Annotated in this window: 17 protein-coding genes and 1 tRNA gene; 11 read left to right on the top strand and 7 right to left on the bottom strand. The window is 63.4% G+C overall.

The window, feature by feature from the left end:
- Window positions 1-161 precede the first annotated feature (161 nt).
- Both HMPREF9695_RS23435 and HMPREF9695_RS23430 read right to left on the bottom strand, forming a co-directional pair.
- Complete coding sequence (locus HMPREF9695_RS23435) at window positions 162-1556, bottom strand: cytochrome P450 (RefSeq protein WP_006023403.1); 1395 nt, start codon at window positions 1554-1556, stop codon at window positions 162-164.
- Window positions 1557-1728: 172 nt separating this feature from the next.
- On the bottom strand, window positions 1729-2700 hold the full coding sequence (locus HMPREF9695_RS23430) for a Bug family tripartite tricarboxylate transporter substrate binding protein (protein ID WP_006023402.1): 972 nt from the start codon (window positions 2698-2700) through the stop codon (window positions 1729-1731).
- A gap of 233 nt (window positions 2701-2933) precedes the next feature.
- On the opposite strand from HMPREF9695_RS23430, the gene HMPREF9695_RS23425 reads away from it, so the two are divergent.
- The 6 genes from HMPREF9695_RS23425 (at window position 2934) to HMPREF9695_RS23400 (ending at window position 6735) form a co-directional block, all read left to right on the top strand.
- Window positions 2934-3368: a MarR family winged helix-turn-helix transcriptional regulator gene (locus HMPREF9695_RS23425; RefSeq protein ID WP_006023401.1), complete on the top strand. Its 435-nt coding sequence runs from the start codon at window positions 2934-2936 to the stop codon at window positions 3366-3368.
- Window positions 3369-3394: 26 nt separating this feature from the next.
- Window positions 3395-4165: an enoyl-CoA hydratase gene (locus HMPREF9695_RS23420; protein WP_006023400.1), complete on the top strand. Its 771-nt coding sequence runs from the start codon at window positions 3395-3397 to the stop codon at window positions 4163-4165.
- Window positions 4166-4285: 120 nt separating this feature from the next.
- On the top strand, window positions 4286-4822 hold the full coding sequence (locus HMPREF9695_RS23415; RefSeq protein WP_083875219.1) for a dTDP-4-dehydrorhamnose 3,5-epimerase family protein: 537 nt from the start codon (window positions 4286-4288) through the stop codon (window positions 4820-4822).
- A complete protein-coding gene (locus HMPREF9695_RS25355; protein ID WP_051055051.1) occupies window positions 4816-6111 on the top strand; it encodes a glycosyltransferase family 2 protein in 1296 nt (431 codons plus the stop codon). Before HMPREF9695_RS23415 ends, HMPREF9695_RS25355 begins: the two co-directional genes overlap by 7 nt.
- A 73-nt stretch (window positions 6112-6184) precedes the next feature.
- Window positions 6185-6409 (top strand): hypothetical protein, encoded by a 225-nt coding sequence (locus HMPREF9695_RS23405; protein WP_006023397.1) that lies wholly within the window; start codon window positions 6185-6187, stop codon window positions 6407-6409.
- A 74-nt stretch (window positions 6410-6483) separates the two neighbouring features.
- A complete protein-coding gene (locus tag HMPREF9695_RS23400) occupies window positions 6484-6735 on the top strand; it encodes a hypothetical protein (RefSeq protein WP_006023396.1) in 252 nt (83 codons plus the stop codon).
- A gap of 35 nt (window positions 6736-6770) precedes the next feature.
- Here HMPREF9695_RS23400 and HMPREF9695_RS26740 read toward each other — a convergent pair whose 3' ends face one another.
- From HMPREF9695_RS26740 to HMPREF9695_RS23380, 5 genes are all read right to left on the bottom strand, one after another.
- Complete coding sequence (locus HMPREF9695_RS26740; RefSeq protein ID WP_006023395.1) at window positions 6771-6947, bottom strand: hypothetical protein; 177 nt, start codon at window positions 6945-6947, stop codon at window positions 6771-6773.
- Window positions 6948-7086: 139 nt separating this feature from the next.
- Window positions 7087-7162: transfer RNA gene (locus HMPREF9695_RS23395), tRNA-Thr, on the bottom strand.
- 116 nt (window positions 7163-7278) lie between these two features.
- Window positions 7279-8961, bottom strand: a complete 1683-nt coding sequence (locus tag HMPREF9695_RS23390; RefSeq protein WP_006023394.1) for a heme biosynthesis protein HemY — start codon at window positions 8959-8961, stop codon at window positions 7279-7281.
- An 8-nt stretch (window positions 8962-8969) separates the two neighbouring features.
- On the bottom strand, window positions 8970-10178 hold the full coding sequence (locus HMPREF9695_RS23385) for a COG4223 family protein (protein ID WP_006023393.1): 1209 nt from the start codon (window positions 10176-10178) through the stop codon (window positions 8970-8972).
- 102 nt (window positions 10179-10280) lie between these two features.
- The gene (locus HMPREF9695_RS23380) at window positions 10281-11012 is read right to left on the bottom strand and encodes a uroporphyrinogen-III synthase (RefSeq protein WP_006023392.1); all 732 of its coding nucleotides are present in this window, start codon (window positions 11010-11012) and stop codon (window positions 10281-10283) included.
- Between the two features lie 187 nt (window positions 11013-11199).
- On the opposite strand from HMPREF9695_RS23380, the gene tsaD reads away from it, so the two are divergent.
- Genes tsaD through HMPREF9695_RS23355 form a run of 5 tightly spaced genes read left to right on the top strand, consistent with a single transcriptional unit; the run spans window position 11200 to window position 14898 of the window.
- A complete protein-coding gene (gene tsaD / locus HMPREF9695_RS23375; RefSeq protein ID WP_006023391.1) occupies window positions 11200-12282 on the top strand; it encodes a tRNA (adenosine(37)-N6)-threonylcarbamoyltransferase complex transferase subunit TsaD in 1083 nt (360 codons plus the stop codon).
- A gap of 1 nt (window position 12283) precedes the next feature.
- The gene (locus tag HMPREF9695_RS23370; RefSeq protein WP_006023390.1) at window positions 12284-13264 is read left to right on the top strand and encodes an NAD(P)H-dependent glycerol-3-phosphate dehydrogenase; all 981 of its coding nucleotides are present in this window, start codon (window positions 12284-12286) and stop codon (window positions 13262-13264) included.
- Window positions 13265-13268: 4 nt separating this feature from the next.
- Window positions 13269-13808, top strand: a complete 540-nt coding sequence (locus HMPREF9695_RS23365; protein WP_006023389.1) for a L,D-transpeptidase family protein — start codon at window positions 13269-13271, stop codon at window positions 13806-13808.
- Between the two features lie 8 nt (window positions 13809-13816).
- Complete coding sequence (locus tag HMPREF9695_RS23360) at window positions 13817-14230, top strand: EVE domain-containing protein (protein ID WP_006023388.1); 414 nt, start codon at window positions 13817-13819, stop codon at window positions 14228-14230.
- Window positions 14197-14898, top strand: a complete 702-nt coding sequence (locus HMPREF9695_RS23355; RefSeq protein WP_006023387.1) for a class I SAM-dependent methyltransferase — start codon at window positions 14197-14199, stop codon at window positions 14896-14898. The genes HMPREF9695_RS23360 and HMPREF9695_RS23355 overlap by 34 nt, the downstream gene beginning before the upstream one ends.
- Window positions 14899-14940 lie beyond the last annotated feature (42 nt).

Raw genomic sequence — 14940 nt, 5'->3', positions numbered from 1 at the left:
GGAGATTTGGCAAGAATGATCGGATGAATGCGACTCTTCGACGCGGCAGCCGTCGATTCTCTCTACGACTTTGGAATGAGGCCGCGTGTGGATAGTTGATGCCGCGCCTTGATCCATCGCGCCGCAATACACCCCTCACCGCGCGCGAACGAGCCGACGTTTCAATCGCGCCGCACAATCCTGAACATCGGCGAGCGGTCCGGCTGCGTCGTCACCACGCCGACCGGCGTCACCGGATCGCGGTCGAGCAGTTCGACCTTGAAGGCGCCGATCAGTTTCGCCAACGCCAGGGTGGCTTCGGTTAGCGCAAACTGCGCGCCAATGCAGACGCGCGGCCCGACGCCGAACGGCAGGTAAGCGAAGCGATCCGGCGGCGGACTGCCGGGCAGGAAGCGCGACGGCCGGAAGGCATTCGGCTGGTCCCAGAGCTTTTCATGCCGGTGCAGCAGCCATGGCGAAATCAGCACGATGTCTTTGGCGGCGATGTCGGCGCCGGGCACTGTGTCGGGGCCGGAGGCCGCCCGCACGATCAGGAATGCCGGCGGATAAAGCCGCATGGTCTCGTCGAGCACGGCGCGGGTAAAGGTCAGCCGCGTCACATCCAGCGCGCCGGACGCCAGCGCGGCTTTCGCCTCGGTGGCAAGTTCATCCTGCGTCGCCGGATCGAGCGCCAGAAGATACAGCGACCAGAACAGCGCCGTCGCCGTGGTTTCATGACCGGCAAGGATCATGGTGGAGACCTGATCGCCGAGTTGTTCGTCGGTGAAGGCTTCGCCGGTTTCCGGATCGCGCGCCGCCACCATGAGGCCGAACAGATCGTGCGGCGCATCGCAGCCCTTGTCCGCGCCTTTGGCGCGGCGCTCCGCGATCAGCTTCTGCATGAAGCGCGTCCACCGCCGCCGGAACAGCGCGCGGGAAATATCGCTCGGGCTCGGCCAGCCCAGCGGCAGCAGCAGATCGAAGAAGCGCGGCTGCGCGAGGCGCTCACCGTAGTCGTTGACGAAGCCCCGCAGCGCCGGGCCGTGCCTGTCGATCTCGAACGAGAACATCGTGCGCCCGGCAATATCGAGCGCCAGCCGCTGCATGGCCTCGCGCAGATCGACCGGCACACCGGTCTGCGCCCGTAACACGTCGATGGCATCGTCGGTCGCCGCCAGCATGTGCGGAATGAGCAGCGGAATGGCCCGCGGTGCGAAGGCCGGCGCCAGCGTGCGGCGCTGGTTTTTCCAGGCCTTGCCCTCGGCCAGCAAAAGGCCCTCGCCGAGGATCGGCCGCAGCACGCGGAAGGCGGCGGGCGTGCGGGTATAGTTTTCATAGTTCTCAACGAGCACATGCCGGATCGCGTCCGGCGTGTTGAGAATGAAACTGCTGCGCCCGAAAAACCGCCCTTGAACGATATCCTCTTCGTAGGCGCGCGGTCCCCAACTGGCGATGGCGTTTTGCCGGATCAGGGCGAGACGGCCGAGCGGCGACAGATCGTCCGGCGCGAGCGGAGGCCGCGGCGGGACCAGCGGCGGGCGCTGCATCGGTGCGTCAAGGACTTCGGCGATGCTCATGCGTCACCCTTCTGTTCGACAGATCATCAGCCTGAACTGTGGCACGTTCCGGGCACAATCAATGGGCGTCATTATTCCCGCTCGTCCCCGCGAAGGCGGGGACCCAGGCTCCTGAAGGTCTGGATTCCCGCGTTCGCGGGAATGAGCGGAGAGAACGGGTTTCAATTCAGATTCAATTTGCCGTTGCGCCCGACGCCTTGACCACCTCCGCCCACTTCGCGCGCTCAGTCGCGATGAACGCCGTGAACTGGTCCGGTGTCATTGGCGACGGCACCGCGCCGATGTCGGTGAGCCTGGTCACCGTGTCCGGCATGTCAAGAATGCGCTTCACTTCCGCCGCCATCCTGTCGACGACCGGCCGCGGCGTGCCGGCAGGTGCGAACAGTCCGTGCCACGAGGTTGCATCGAAACCCTTCAGCGTATCGGCGATCGGCGGCACTTCCGGCGCGGTCGGGGAGCGCTGCAGACTGGTCACGCCCAGCGCGCGCACCGTTCCGGCTTTCGCCTGCGGCCACGCCAGCGTGATGTTGTCAAAGGCGAGATCGATGTGGCCGCCGGTCAGGTTTTGCATGATCTCGTTGGATGAGCGATACGGCACATGGGTCATCCGGGTGCCGGTCGCGATCTTGAACAGTTCCGCCGCAAGATGGATCGAGGTGCCGACGCCGGACGAGCCGTAGTTCAGCTTGTCGGGATTGGCTTTCGCATAGGCAACGAACTCGGCGACGTTCGTCACCGGCAACGCGTTTTTCACAACCAGCATGTTCGGCAGCCGCGCGATCAGCGAGACCGGCTGGAAGTCCTTCGCGGCATCGAACGTCAGATTCGAATAAAGCGTCGGGTTGATCGCATGGGTCGAGACGGTGCCGAGCAGCAGCGTGTAGCCGTCGTTCGGCGCCTTCGCGACAGCCGCCGCGCCGATATTGCCGCCCGCGCCGCCGCGATTTTCAACCACGAAAGGCTGGCCGAACGTGATCTGCATGTGGCTGGCGATGAGCCGCGCGAACAGATCGGCGGTGCCGCCGGCGGTGAACGGCACAATGATCGTGACGTTGCGCGACGGCCAGGCGTCCTGGGCGCGGCTAGGCGCGGCGGTCTGGAGCAAAAGGCAAAACGCCGCGAACGCGGCGGCAGCAAGACGCATGGTGGTTCTCCCTGAGTGCGCGCTCATGACGCCGGATGACGGCTGCCTGACCGAGCTTGTTTTGTGCCGCCATTTCGGCACAGGCCGATGGCAAGCGCAATGCCGCCGGAACCCGCCGGAGCGCAGTCCGCGGGCTGGGCAATCCGGCGCGGCTTGCGCAGAGCTGTCATGAAAAGTGCTTTCCGGCTTTGCCGAGACTTGATATTTCACATGTGAAATATATAGGGGATGACATGACGACCGACCGTCGGCTGATTTTTCTGATGACCGTGGGTTATCGCAGACTGCAGCGAGGTATCGAACAGCACATGCTCGCGGAAGACGGCCTGACCTCGGCGCAATCCGGGGTGCTGTTCTTCCTCGGACGGAACGATGGCGCGCTCATCGGCGAGATCTCCGCTGCGCTCGATATCGTGCCGTCCGCCATCACAGGTCTTGCCGACCGGATGGAGCGAGCGGGACTGATCAAACGGAAACGTGACGGTGCAGATGGCCGCGCACAGCGCGTTTATCTGACCGAGACGGGAGAGAAGATTCGCAAACGCGCGGTGGCACGCGCGCATGACATCAACAGCACGCTGACAGACGGTTTTACGGACAAGGAAATCGACGTGGTTTCGCGCTGGCTCGTGAGCCTGCAGACGAAATTTCCGAAGGACAGTTCCTAGATTCGATATGAAAGGAAACGCAGACCATGACTGAATTCGTAAAGAGTGAACTTGCGGACGGCGTGCTGACGCTGACCCTGGCGCGTCCGGACAAAATGAATGCCATCACCAACGCGATGTATGCCGCTCTCGCGGACGCGCTGGAAACCGCCGAAAAGGATCGTGCAATCCGCGCGGTTGTGTTTCAGGGCGACGGCGATCACTTCACCGCCGGCAACGACATGGGCGATTTCGCCGCGCAATCGAAAGATCCCAGCATCGTCGCCCACTCACCCCGGTTCATCACAAACCTCGGCATCGCGACCAAGCCGCTGATCGCTGCGGTGCAGGGCAACGCAGTCGGAATCGGCACAACAATGCTGCTGCATTGCGACCTTGTTTACGTCGCGCCGACCGCCCGGCTGATCACGCCGTTCGTGAACATCGCGCTGGTTCCCGAAGCGGCCTCGACGCATCTCCTGCAGGGACGAATCGGTTATGCCCGCGCCTACGAGATGTTCGCTCTGGGCGAACCGATGAGCGGCGAAACCGCAGTCTCGCTCGGCCTTGTCAACGCAGTGGTTCCTGTCGAGGAACTGCGCAAGAAGGCACGCGAAGCCGCGCTCAAACTGGCCAGGCAACCGGCCGGATCGCTGTCGCACACCAAGGCGCTGATGCGCGATACCGCCTTGATCACCGCGCAGATCAATCGTGAAGGCGCCATTCTCAAGGAACGGCTCAAGGGCCCCGAAGCGCGCGAGGCGCTCACCGCATTCGCCGAGCGCAGAAAGCCCGACTTCAGCAAGATCGCAGGCTAAACCCGACGGGCTGATCACATCGTGGTCAGCCCGGACGTGTTGTCGCAACTGATGGCGCGGGCCGGCCGGTCCGCTATAATGTCCACCGGGAAAGCGTTTTAGTAACGGCGCCGGTGGACAATGACACACGCGATAGTCGGAATGGACCTGATGCTGGCCAAGCAGTCGGCCGTCGATGCACAGGGTGCGTTGCGCGACACACTGATCGGCGGTGTCGAATTTCGCCCATCCCGTCCGGTCTCGCATGACGACGGCTATATGTGCGAGGTCGCCCGGACAAACTGGGACATCATCAAATCGCCGATCGTCCAGGTTCACGTCACCACGACACTTCCCGGCCGCGTCCGTGCCTGGGGCCTGCATCGGCAAACAACCGACCGGCTGTTTGTTGTGTCGGGCCTGGTGAAGATCGTCGTCTTCGACGGCCGGAAGGATTCTCCGACATTCGGCAGGCTCAATGAATTCATGGTTAGTGAACGCAATCCCGGCCTTCTCACGATTGCACCCGATCTGCACCACGGCTGGAAGAACATCGGCGAGACCGAAGCTGTCATCATCAATATGCCGGACAGAATGTACAATCACGAAAGCCCCGATGCGCTCGACCTGCCATGGGATTCCGAGGACGCTGCCGAGACGGTGCCTTACCGTTGGTAAATCGTCCAGCGATTACCGTCGTCATCCCGACCTACAACTGGAGCGCGGCGCTTCGCTGCGCCATCCGTTCGGTACTGCTGCAAACCGAGCAGAATTTCGAAATCATGGTTGTTGGCGACGGCTGCACCGACGATTCGGCGGATGTCGTCGCCTCGTTCGGCGATAGCCGCATCCGCTGGCACAATCTCGACCGCAACTACGGCTCGCAATGGGCCGCGAACAATTACGCGATCGAACACGCGGCGTCGGACTGGATCGCCTATCTCGGCCACGACGACATCTGGTATCCGACACATCTCGAAGCGATCCTGCGCGCGGCGCGGGAGCATGACGCCGAAGTCGTCACCAGCGTGATGGCGCTTTACGGTCCGCCGGAGTCGGGCGTCCGCGGAATCGCCGGCCTGTTCGCGTCCGGCAGCTACTCGGCCGGCGATTTCGTGCCGCCGTCCGCATTCGCCCACAAGCGGTCGATCTACGGCGATGGCATCAAATGGCAGGATCCCGCCTCGGTGACAGTGCCGATGGATGCGCTGTTCATGAACCAGGCGGCGATGGCCGCGAAGCGCTTCGCCTCCACCCGCGAACTGACATCGTTCAAGTTCAACGCCGCATGGCGGCGGGACTCCTACAAGATCAAGTCAACCGATGAGCAGCAGCGCCTGCTGGAACGCATCCAGTCGCAGCCCGATTTCCGGTCCCGGGAATTCATCGACATCATGGATGCCGTGGTCAAAGGCAAATTCCTGAAGATTGAAATGCCGACACAGAGCGTCGAGCCCGGCTCGGCGGTGCGCCTCAATCGCAGAAACAAGGGATCCGACAGCCGGTTCGCTGCATCAGAGATGCAGCGCATCGAGCGAAAGGTCGCATTCAATCTCGATCGCCAGAACATGCCGTTCGAGTGGCACGGCATCGAGAAGCATCTTCGTTACAAAACCTTTCGCTGGAGCGGCCCGAGCCGCCGCTCCACCATCGACCTGCCGGTGCGTTTCGAGACCGACCTGCTGATCCGCATCGTTGTCGTCAAGTCTCTGGTGCCGCCCGAGACCATTCGCGTTCTGCTGCGGGACAAGCCGCTGCAAAGCCAGATCAGGAAAAAACTGTCTGGCGGTTTTGTCATCGAGGCCGTCGCACGCGTTACGGATCTTCCGCCGTCCGATCGCGATTTCGGGATCACCCTTGAGGTCGATGCGACGCGCCGTCCCTGCGATCTCGGCATGGGCGAAGACGACCGGTGGTTAGGGGTCGGTGTTGCGCGCGTTGAACTGGAGCCGCTGACGAAAGGTTAAGCCGTCATCGAAATATCCGACACACCTGTTCAGCCGTGCTAGACTGATCCAAACAACCAGACACAGGCAGACCATGAAAAAACCACTCACGCTCCCCGAAGAAGAGCCGCGGAAGATCCAGCGCGCAGACATTGCACCCGCCGAAGGCTTTACGCTCGTGGTCGATGGCCACTTCAAGACGCAGTATAATGATGAGGCGGCTGCCAAGAAGGCCGCGGCCGAACTGCTAGGCCGGTACAAAATGCTGCAGATCGAGATTTATGACGCGGCAAAAAGAGAGCGGACGAAATTCTCGTAAGCGAACTGCCATTCCGCGCGAAGACGCACGGAACCTTTGAGGCGCCCAACGATTCTCCCGCAGGAGATATCTCAATGGGCCCAAGATTAAGCCGCAAGGCAGTTCAAATCGAAAACTGGGCGACCGATACTCTCTTACGCGCCAACCTGATCGCGGCATGTCCCGACCACGGCTATATGCGGTTGCGTTTCAATCACGCGGCGCTCGACTATGCGCACGCGCTTGCCGAGCATTCGCCATTTCCTGGAATCAGTGCGGGGCGGGCTCGGGAAGCAATCGACGAGGTGCTGGACGGCCTCTCAGACGATTGTCCGGACTGCGATTGATTTGAGAATCGAGCGGCCTTGTCTTGACGCCGGCATCAGCCAATGAGCCAGACGCCCTTGTGAATGTCGAAGCGCACGAGGCCCTCGTCACGCATCTTCAGCAGCAGCGACTGGCAATCTTCCTGATTCTTGATGTTGACGCGCTTCATCACGTCGAAAATCTTCAGCGGTTTCTCGCGAAGGGCGGCCAGAATCTTCTCTCTGTCAGTCATTGTTGTTCCCTTGCGCCGTTATGGCGGTCAGCCGAATTCTTTTGCGGGATAGCGCCGGACCCCTCCTGTGAGAGACGGGCGCCGGGCAGGCGAACGCCCACGCGAGCGAGTCCAATGTGCTGCAAGATGCTGGAAAGAGTGGTGCCGCCTATAGGATTCGAACCTACGACCCCCTCATTACGAATGAGGTGCTCTACCAGCTGAGCTAAGGCGGCAAAACGCGAAATCGGTATCCGCACCTGATACTGGCCAGCGCCCCGCTTTGCAACATGGCGGGGCGTTTTTGTCAGGCTGGATCAGGTCCGTGACGAAAATGCCATCGACTTCCTAATCAACTGACAAGACGGGACAAAAATCCCTTCCAGCCGCCTCGCTGCGCCGGTTCCGGCTGGACCGGATCGTCGAATTCCTCGTCCCTGGCCTCGTCGGCGACGCCGGGATCGTCCGGGGCGCGCACAATCGGGATGACGGCCGGGATCCGCGGCGCATCCGGCTTCTCGATCTCGCGCCGGGGCCGAAACACCGGCGGCGGCACATTGGCGATCACCGGCGCGGCTGGCGGCGGAGCGGCCTGCTCCACGGGCGCAGGAGCCGAAGGCACAGGCGCGGGCTCGTTATCCTGCAATGGGACAGCCGGTGGCGGCAGCTTGACCGCCGGACCGGCTTCCAGCGCCGGCGGCAATGCAGGCTCATCGGCCACCTCAGCCTCGAGCACCGGCGCTTTCTCCGAAGGGAGAGCCGCAACCGGAGTGAGCCACTGGAATGCGTCGAGACGTCCGGTGACGGGCGACACCGGACGCCAGTGCTCGGATACATAGCCATCGGCGGTCCATGCCGGATCGAGCGCGGCGCGCACCGCGCGCTGCATCCAGACACGCGCGCTGCCGCCATCGCCATGCTCGGCCCGCTCCAGCTCAGCCATGAGAAGGGCGACCCGCTGGGTCGGCGCCTCGATAAAAGGCGCGAGCGCTTCCCGCGCACGGGCGAAATCGCTGGAGTCGATGGCGGCACGCGCGACCGCAAGCGCGCCTTCGATATTGCCGGGCGATCTGGCTGCGAGTTTCTCAACACGCGCCAGGCGCTGCACGGCGGAGTCGCCGAGCCGCACATGCGCGTAAGCATCCGCAAGATCGGGATGCGGCTGCGCGGTCCATGCCGTCTCGATCACCTGCATGGCGCGGCGGGTCTGATTGTTCTCGCTGAGAAACTTTGCCGCGAGAGTCGCGGCGGGCACCAGTGTCGGTGCGAGCTTCACCGCTTCAGTGATGCTGGCGCGCGCACGGTCGCGATCGGAAGTTTCAAGATCGAGCGCCCGCGCGGTCAAAAGAACGCCGCGCTGCCGCTTGTAGGGCGCAGGATCGATCAGCCCCGCCGCCAGATTGTTTTCGAGAATCTTCAGCGCGCCGTCCCAGTCGCCTTTGCTGCAACGGAAGCCGAGCACGGCGTGCGACGCCCATGCCGAGGCCGGCGCGGTCTTCAGGGCTTCTTCGGCCAGCGCCACGGCGGCGTAAGCATCGTCACGGCGCTGCGCCTCGACGAACAATCCGCGCAAGCCGAGCAGCCGTGTGTCCTTGCGTTCCGCCATGGCGTGAAACGCGCGCTGCGCGCCTTCGCGATCGCCATCGAGCTGTGCCGACTGCGCATGCAGCAGCATCGCCAACGGATCCTGATGCGCCAGACGCCTGGCGACATCGGCATGGCGGCGCGCCGCGAAATGATCGCCGGTGCCGATTGCGATCAGGCCCTGGGTGATGGCGTTGCGTCCCTTGGCGTGACGCCGCTCGCGGCGGAGCCGCCGCAAGCGCTCGGGCGCATTCAGGAAGCTGCGGACGATCGCCCAGACCAGCATCGCGGCGAACACGATAAGCACCAGCGCCAGCACAAGCACGGGCAATGACGTGTCGATGCGCCAGGCATTCCACGACAGCGTGACGTCGCCGGTCTGATCGGCAATTACGGCAGCGCCGAGCGCGACCACACCGACCAGAAACAGAAAGAGAATGATGCGGATCATGAAACTGCCTATTTCGAGATCGAGGCCAATGTTTCCATCGTGAACTGCTCAAATGCCGCCCGGGCCTTGTCGCGGCCTTCGACCTTTGCGATCCATGGCCGCACCGGGACGCGATCCGACGGCGGCAACTGCAGCAATTCCCGCTTCGCCTCGTTGAGATCGCCGCGCTGCGCGGCGGCCGTTGCCCGGGCGATGATGCCTGTAGGGCCGCTGGCCAGCGCGTCGGTGCGCTGAATGCGCACCAGCTTTGCAAAACTCTGCTGAAGACGCTCCACGATACCGGACGGCGCGGGCTGCGGGTCGGGCTTCGGCGCGAGTTGCGGCAACAGCGCAAGCAGTTCCTTGCTCAGCGCATCGTCCGTGGGGAGACCCGCCGTCGCGAAGCCATCAAGCGCCCTCAGCGCATCGGCATCACCGGCAACGGCACGCGCGGCAGCAAGCTCGGTGGCATAGGGCAAGCCACGGGTCACGGCTTTATCGAGGTGGATCAGCGCATCGAGCTTGCGCACCTTCGGATCTTCGGCAGGCGGTGCCGCAGCCGCCGCACTCAGCGCCGCAGTCGCGCGTTCGATCCTGGCAATGCGCTCTTCGATGGCCGCGGTGTCGACGGCGGGTGCTTTCGCTTCGCCGCCCATGACGCCTTGCGGCGCTGCGGACCTGAGCTCGCTGATCGCGGCGGCCGTCTTCTCGTTCTGCCCGCGCACGGCGGCGATATCGCTGCGCAACGACGCCAGCGATTTCTCCACTGCGTCGATACGCGCGATGATCGCAGGATCGGCAACCGGACGCGCCGCAGGTTTTGCCGCATCCGATTCGACCTTCGCGATCCGTGTGCCCATAGCGGTGATGTCGGCCTTGTTCGCTGCGATCCCGTCCGTAAGCGGCGCGGTTGAAACGGGTGCGGGTTGCGGAGGCCAGCCTGCGAACGTGGCGGCACCGATCGCAAGCAGCGCGGCCACCGCACCCGCCACAGCGGACAGAAACACCGAAGACGCCCGTGATGGATTCGAAGATGCCGCAGCAGCAGATTCAGCAGACGGATGCGACGGCTGTTCGGAGTGATCCGGCTTTGGCGCGCCGGCATCTGCGTCCGGCGTGTCCGGCGCAGACGGACTTTCCGATACCTCGGAAGCGGTCAGTTCGATGGTCGGCGGGGGTCGTTTGGCGGCATCGCTACCGGACGAAGTGCCGGCCTTGTCCTGCTTGTCGTCGTCCATCGGAACTCACTCCTGTCACGCTCGCGCAGACTCTAGCAGATTCTGCGAACGCCGCTCGCGTCCAGAAGCACTCTGGAAGGTTACCTGCCGGTTACCCGAAAGCTAGTTGGACGATGCTTTGAGCGTCCTGTCCAGCACATCGAAGATAGCATTCTCATCCGGCGTGCGCGCCACCGCCACCTGCATTGCGCCGGCTTCGCGAAGCAGGCCCGCCACCGTCTCGGAGATGCAGCATTGTGGCAGCGCGAGGGCAGAAATCTCGACACCGTCCGCCCGTGCCGCATCGAGATAGGCCCGTGCGCTGCGCCGGGAATAATGCAGCACCGCATCAATCCCGCCCGCGCGGAATGCGTCGCCGACATTCGCAGCAAACCCGGTCACAGGGACCATCCGGTAGGTCGTATGCGTCACCACCGTGAAACCCCGCCCCCCAAGATCGGCGGGGAGATCGTGTGCGAGGTCGGCGCCGGCGAGATAGCAAAGTGTGGCGCCTGGTTTGAGCGTCTTGATAACGAGATCGACAAGCGATTGCGCGTTGCCCTGCGCACTCGCGGCGTCGCGAAAGCCCGCCTCCCGTGCGGCATCCGCGGTGTGTCCGCCGACCGCGAAGGTTGGCAGTCCGAACAGATGCATCCGGGAGGGATGATCCAGTATGGCACGGATCGCATTGGCGCTGGTCACGATCACGGCGTCATAGGCCGCGTCGTCTTCGTCATGAAACGGAATTTCCTCGAACCGCAGCATCGGCGACAACAGTGCGTCATAGCCCCGCGCCCGCAGGGCGGCCGCCGTCCTCTCGTTATCCGGGACCGGTCGTGTCACAAGAATGGCCATTCAAGATGCTCCGCGCGGGCAGATGCTGTGCTGAATCACGATAGCCCGCCTGACGATTCCACGTTATGAACCCCTTGAATGACACCTAGGTGGCGGATGACGTTTTGCCCTGCGCGAGGCCAATGCCTATGTAAGGGAAACGCCGGATCGGCAATCAAAGCAAGAGCAGAAGAAGCAGGAACTGAAATTGGCAGGCAAGCTGGTGCTGGGGATCGAAACCACCTGCGACGAAACCGCCGCCGCCGTGATCGAACGGCAGCGCGACGGGTCGGGGAAGATTCTGTCCAACATCGTGCGCTCGCAGATCGATGAACATGCGCCGTTCGGCGGCGTCGTGCCGGAGATCGCCGCCCGCGCCCATGTCGACATGCTCGACGGAATTATCCGTGCGGCGATGAAAGAGGCGAATGTCGGCTTTAGCGATCTCAGCGCCGTCGCCGCAGCCGCGGGCCCCGGCCTGATCGGCGGTGTGATCGTCGGGCTCACCACGGCAAAGGCGATCTCGCTGGTTCACAACACGCCGCTGATCGCGGTCAATCATCTCGAAGCGCATGCGCTGACGCCGCGCCTCACGGTGCCGCTGACATTTCCCTATTGCCTGTTTCTGGCGTCGGGCGGCCACACCCAGATCGTCGCGGTGCTCGGCGTCGGAAAATATGTCCGGCTCGGCACCACGGTCGACGACGCGATGGGCGAAGCTTTCGACAAGGTCGCGAAGATGCTCGACCTGCCCTATCCCGGCGGACCGCAGGTCGAACGCGCGGCCGCTCACGGCAATCCCGATCGCTTCGTGTTTCCCCGCCCGATGGTGGGACGGCCCGACGCAAATTTCTCGCTGTCCGGTTTGAAAACCGCGGTGCGCAATGAGGCCACGCGCCTGATGCCGCTCGAGCCGCAGGACGTCGCGGATCTGTGCGCCGGATTTCAGGCCGCTGTGCTCGATCTCACCGCGGACCGGATCAGTGTCGGGCTGCGTCTGTTTCAGGAAAAATTCGGCCCGCCCCGCGCGCTGGTCGCGGCCGGCGGCGTCGCCTCGAATCTCGCGATCCGCAATGCGCTGCATGACATCGCCGCCCGCGCCCAGACCATGCTGATCATTCCGCCGCCGGCGCTCTGCACCGACAACGGCGCGATGATCGCATGGGCAGGCGCAGAGCGTCTTGCGCTTCGGATGGTGGACGCGATGGAGACTGCGCCCCGCGCACGCTGGCGGCTCGATGAAACCGCATCGACGCCGGCAAAGTTCGCCAACACGCGTGCACGACACTGACATGATCGCACATCAAAGCATTTCGATTGTCGGCGCCGGCGCATGGGGCACAGCACTCGCGAACGCCGCGGCCCGGGCCGGACGCGATGTCGTTCTCTACGCCCGCGACGGCGCCGCCGCCGCGACAATCTCGCAAACACGTGAGAATCCGAAGCTGCCCGGCATTCAGCTTGCGAAGACGATCGCCGTCACCAGCGATCTCGCCGAAGCCGCGAAAGCCGGCGCGGTGCTGCTGGTCACGCCGGCACAAAGCCTGCGGCAGGCGGCGACCGCGCTCGCGCCGCATCTCGCATCGAATACGCCGGTGATCGTCTGCGCCAAGGGAATCGAGCGCGGCACACATCGGTTCATGACGCAGATCGTCGCGGAGGTTGCGCCGCGCGCCGTTCCCGCAATTCTGTCGGGGCCGAGTTTCGACGTCGATGTCGCGCGCGGACTGCCGACGGCCGTCACGCTCGCAACTGGCGACGAGCAGCTTGCGAAAGCGCTGGTTCAGGCACTCGGATCGGCGACATTCCGCCCCTATCATTCGACGGATGTGCGCGGTGTCGAGATCGGCGGCGCGGCCAAGAACGTGCTGGCGATTGCCGCCGGGATCGTGGCCGGCAAACAGCTCGGCGCATCGGCGCTGGCGGCGCTGACCACCCGCGGTTTCGCGGAACTGATGCGGCTCGGCGTTGCCTGCGGCGCCAGGCCCGAGACGATCGCCGGATTGTCGGGGCTCGGAGACCTGCTGCTGTCCTGTTCCAGCTCTCAATCGCGCAACTTTTCCTACGGCATTGCGCTCGGACGCGGCGAGACGCCGCCGCGCGGCAAATTGGTCGAAGGCGAATTCACCGCGCCCGTCTTGATTGAACTCGCCAGTGAAAAGAACATTGAAATGCCGGTGGCCAGCGCGGTGGCGGCGGTTCTCGGCGGCGCCCTGACCATCGATGAAGCGATCGAGATGCTGCTGACACGGCCGTTCAGGGCCGAGGGATAAAGGGATGCGGCGAAGCATCGCTCTTATATGCCTGACCTTTCTTGTCGCCTTAGCCGCTTTTATAGGGGCGGAATTTCTCCAACTCGGACGCAAAGCGCCCGATCTTGCTCCCGCCGGAGAACGAGCTACTCGGATCGAGGTCGATAAGGCAGCGAGACAGCTTAAACTCCTGCGCGGGAACGAGACGTTAGCTGTCTACAATGTTTCGCTCGGGTCAGCCCCTATCGGACAGAAATCCCGCGAAGGCGACGGGCGCACGCCAGAAGGCACGTATTCGATCGAGTTCAAAAACGAACGCAGCCGGTTTCATCTTGCGTTACGCATCTCATATCCCAGCTCAGATGATCGAAAGTCCGCGCAGCAGTTGGGCGTATCGCCGGGGCGCGATATCATGATTCATGGACTGCCTAATGGACTTGGTTGGCTAAACCGCCTCCACTTGAGGCGGGACTGGACAGACGGTTGCATAGCCGTCACCAACACCGAGATGCATGAAATCTGGCGCTTGGTTTCAACAGGTACTCCCATAGAGATTAGACCGTAGGAAACTCCATGAACTACTGGCTCGTAAAGTCCGAACCATCCACATGGTCGTGGGATCAGCAGGTCGCGAAAGGCGCCAAAGGCGAAGCCTGGACCGGCGTGCGCAACCACACCGCAAAAGCCAATCTCATGAAAATGAAGAAGGGCGATCTCGCGTTTTACTATCACTCCAATGAGGGCAAGGAGATCGTCGGCATCGTCGAGGTCATTCGCGAGCACTATCCCGATCCGACCGACAAGACCGCCAAGTTCGTCTGCGTCGACATCAAAGCCGACAAGCCGCTGAAAAAAGCCGTGACGCTGGAAGCCATCAAGGCCGACAAGAAGCTCGCCGAGATGGATCTGGTGAAATACTCGCGGCTGTCGGTGCAGAGCGTGAAGCCCGACGAATGGAAGCTGATCTGCAAGATGGGCGGAGTGTGAACGCGCCCGTCGTCGCCGACAAGGACGCGTTCATCCGTGCCAACACACGGCTGCGCGCGGTGCCGCTGACGCCGGAGATTGCGCTGCTGCTGGCCGACGAGGCCGTGCCGCTCTGGCACAAGACCGAAGAGGAAATCGGCGAGGCCGGATTGCCGCCGCCGTTCTGGGCCTTTGCATGGGCCGGCGGTCAGGCGCTCGCGCGTCATGTCCTCGACAACGCGGATCTGGTGCGCGGCAAGACCGTGCTCGACCTCGCCAGCGGATCGGGCCTTGTGGGCATCGCCGCGATGAAGGCCGGCGCAGCCTCGGTGACCGTCGCCGACATCGATGCATTCGCCTGTGCAGCCGCGGCGCTGAACGCCGCGGAAAACGGCGTCGCGCTGTCGACATGCCAGGATGATCTGCTGGGGGAGCCGCGCGGCGGCCGTTGGGATGTCGTGCTGGCCGGCGATATTTTCTACGAACGCGACACCGCGCAGCGCGCGTTCAATTTCCTTTTCGGCCACGTTGCGCGCGGCGCAACCGTGCTGATCGGCGACCCCGGCCGCAGCTACCTGCCCCGCGACAAATTGCGCCGCATCGCGGACTACAGCGTCCCGGTGACCCGCGATCTGGAGGACGCCGAAATCAAGCAAACTGCGGTATGGAGCCTGCTGCAGCCGGCCTGAAATCCGGTGTCATCCCCTTCATATCCTTTGGGAAATCCGAGG

This window comes from Afipia broomeae ATCC 49717 (genome assembly GCF_000314675.2).
GTDB classification, from domain to species: domain Bacteria; phylum Pseudomonadota; class Alphaproteobacteria; order Rhizobiales; family Xanthobacteraceae; genus Afipia; species Afipia broomeae.
Note: the sequence above shows the minus strand (reverse complement) of the source record. Positions and strands in the feature narration are given on the sequence as shown.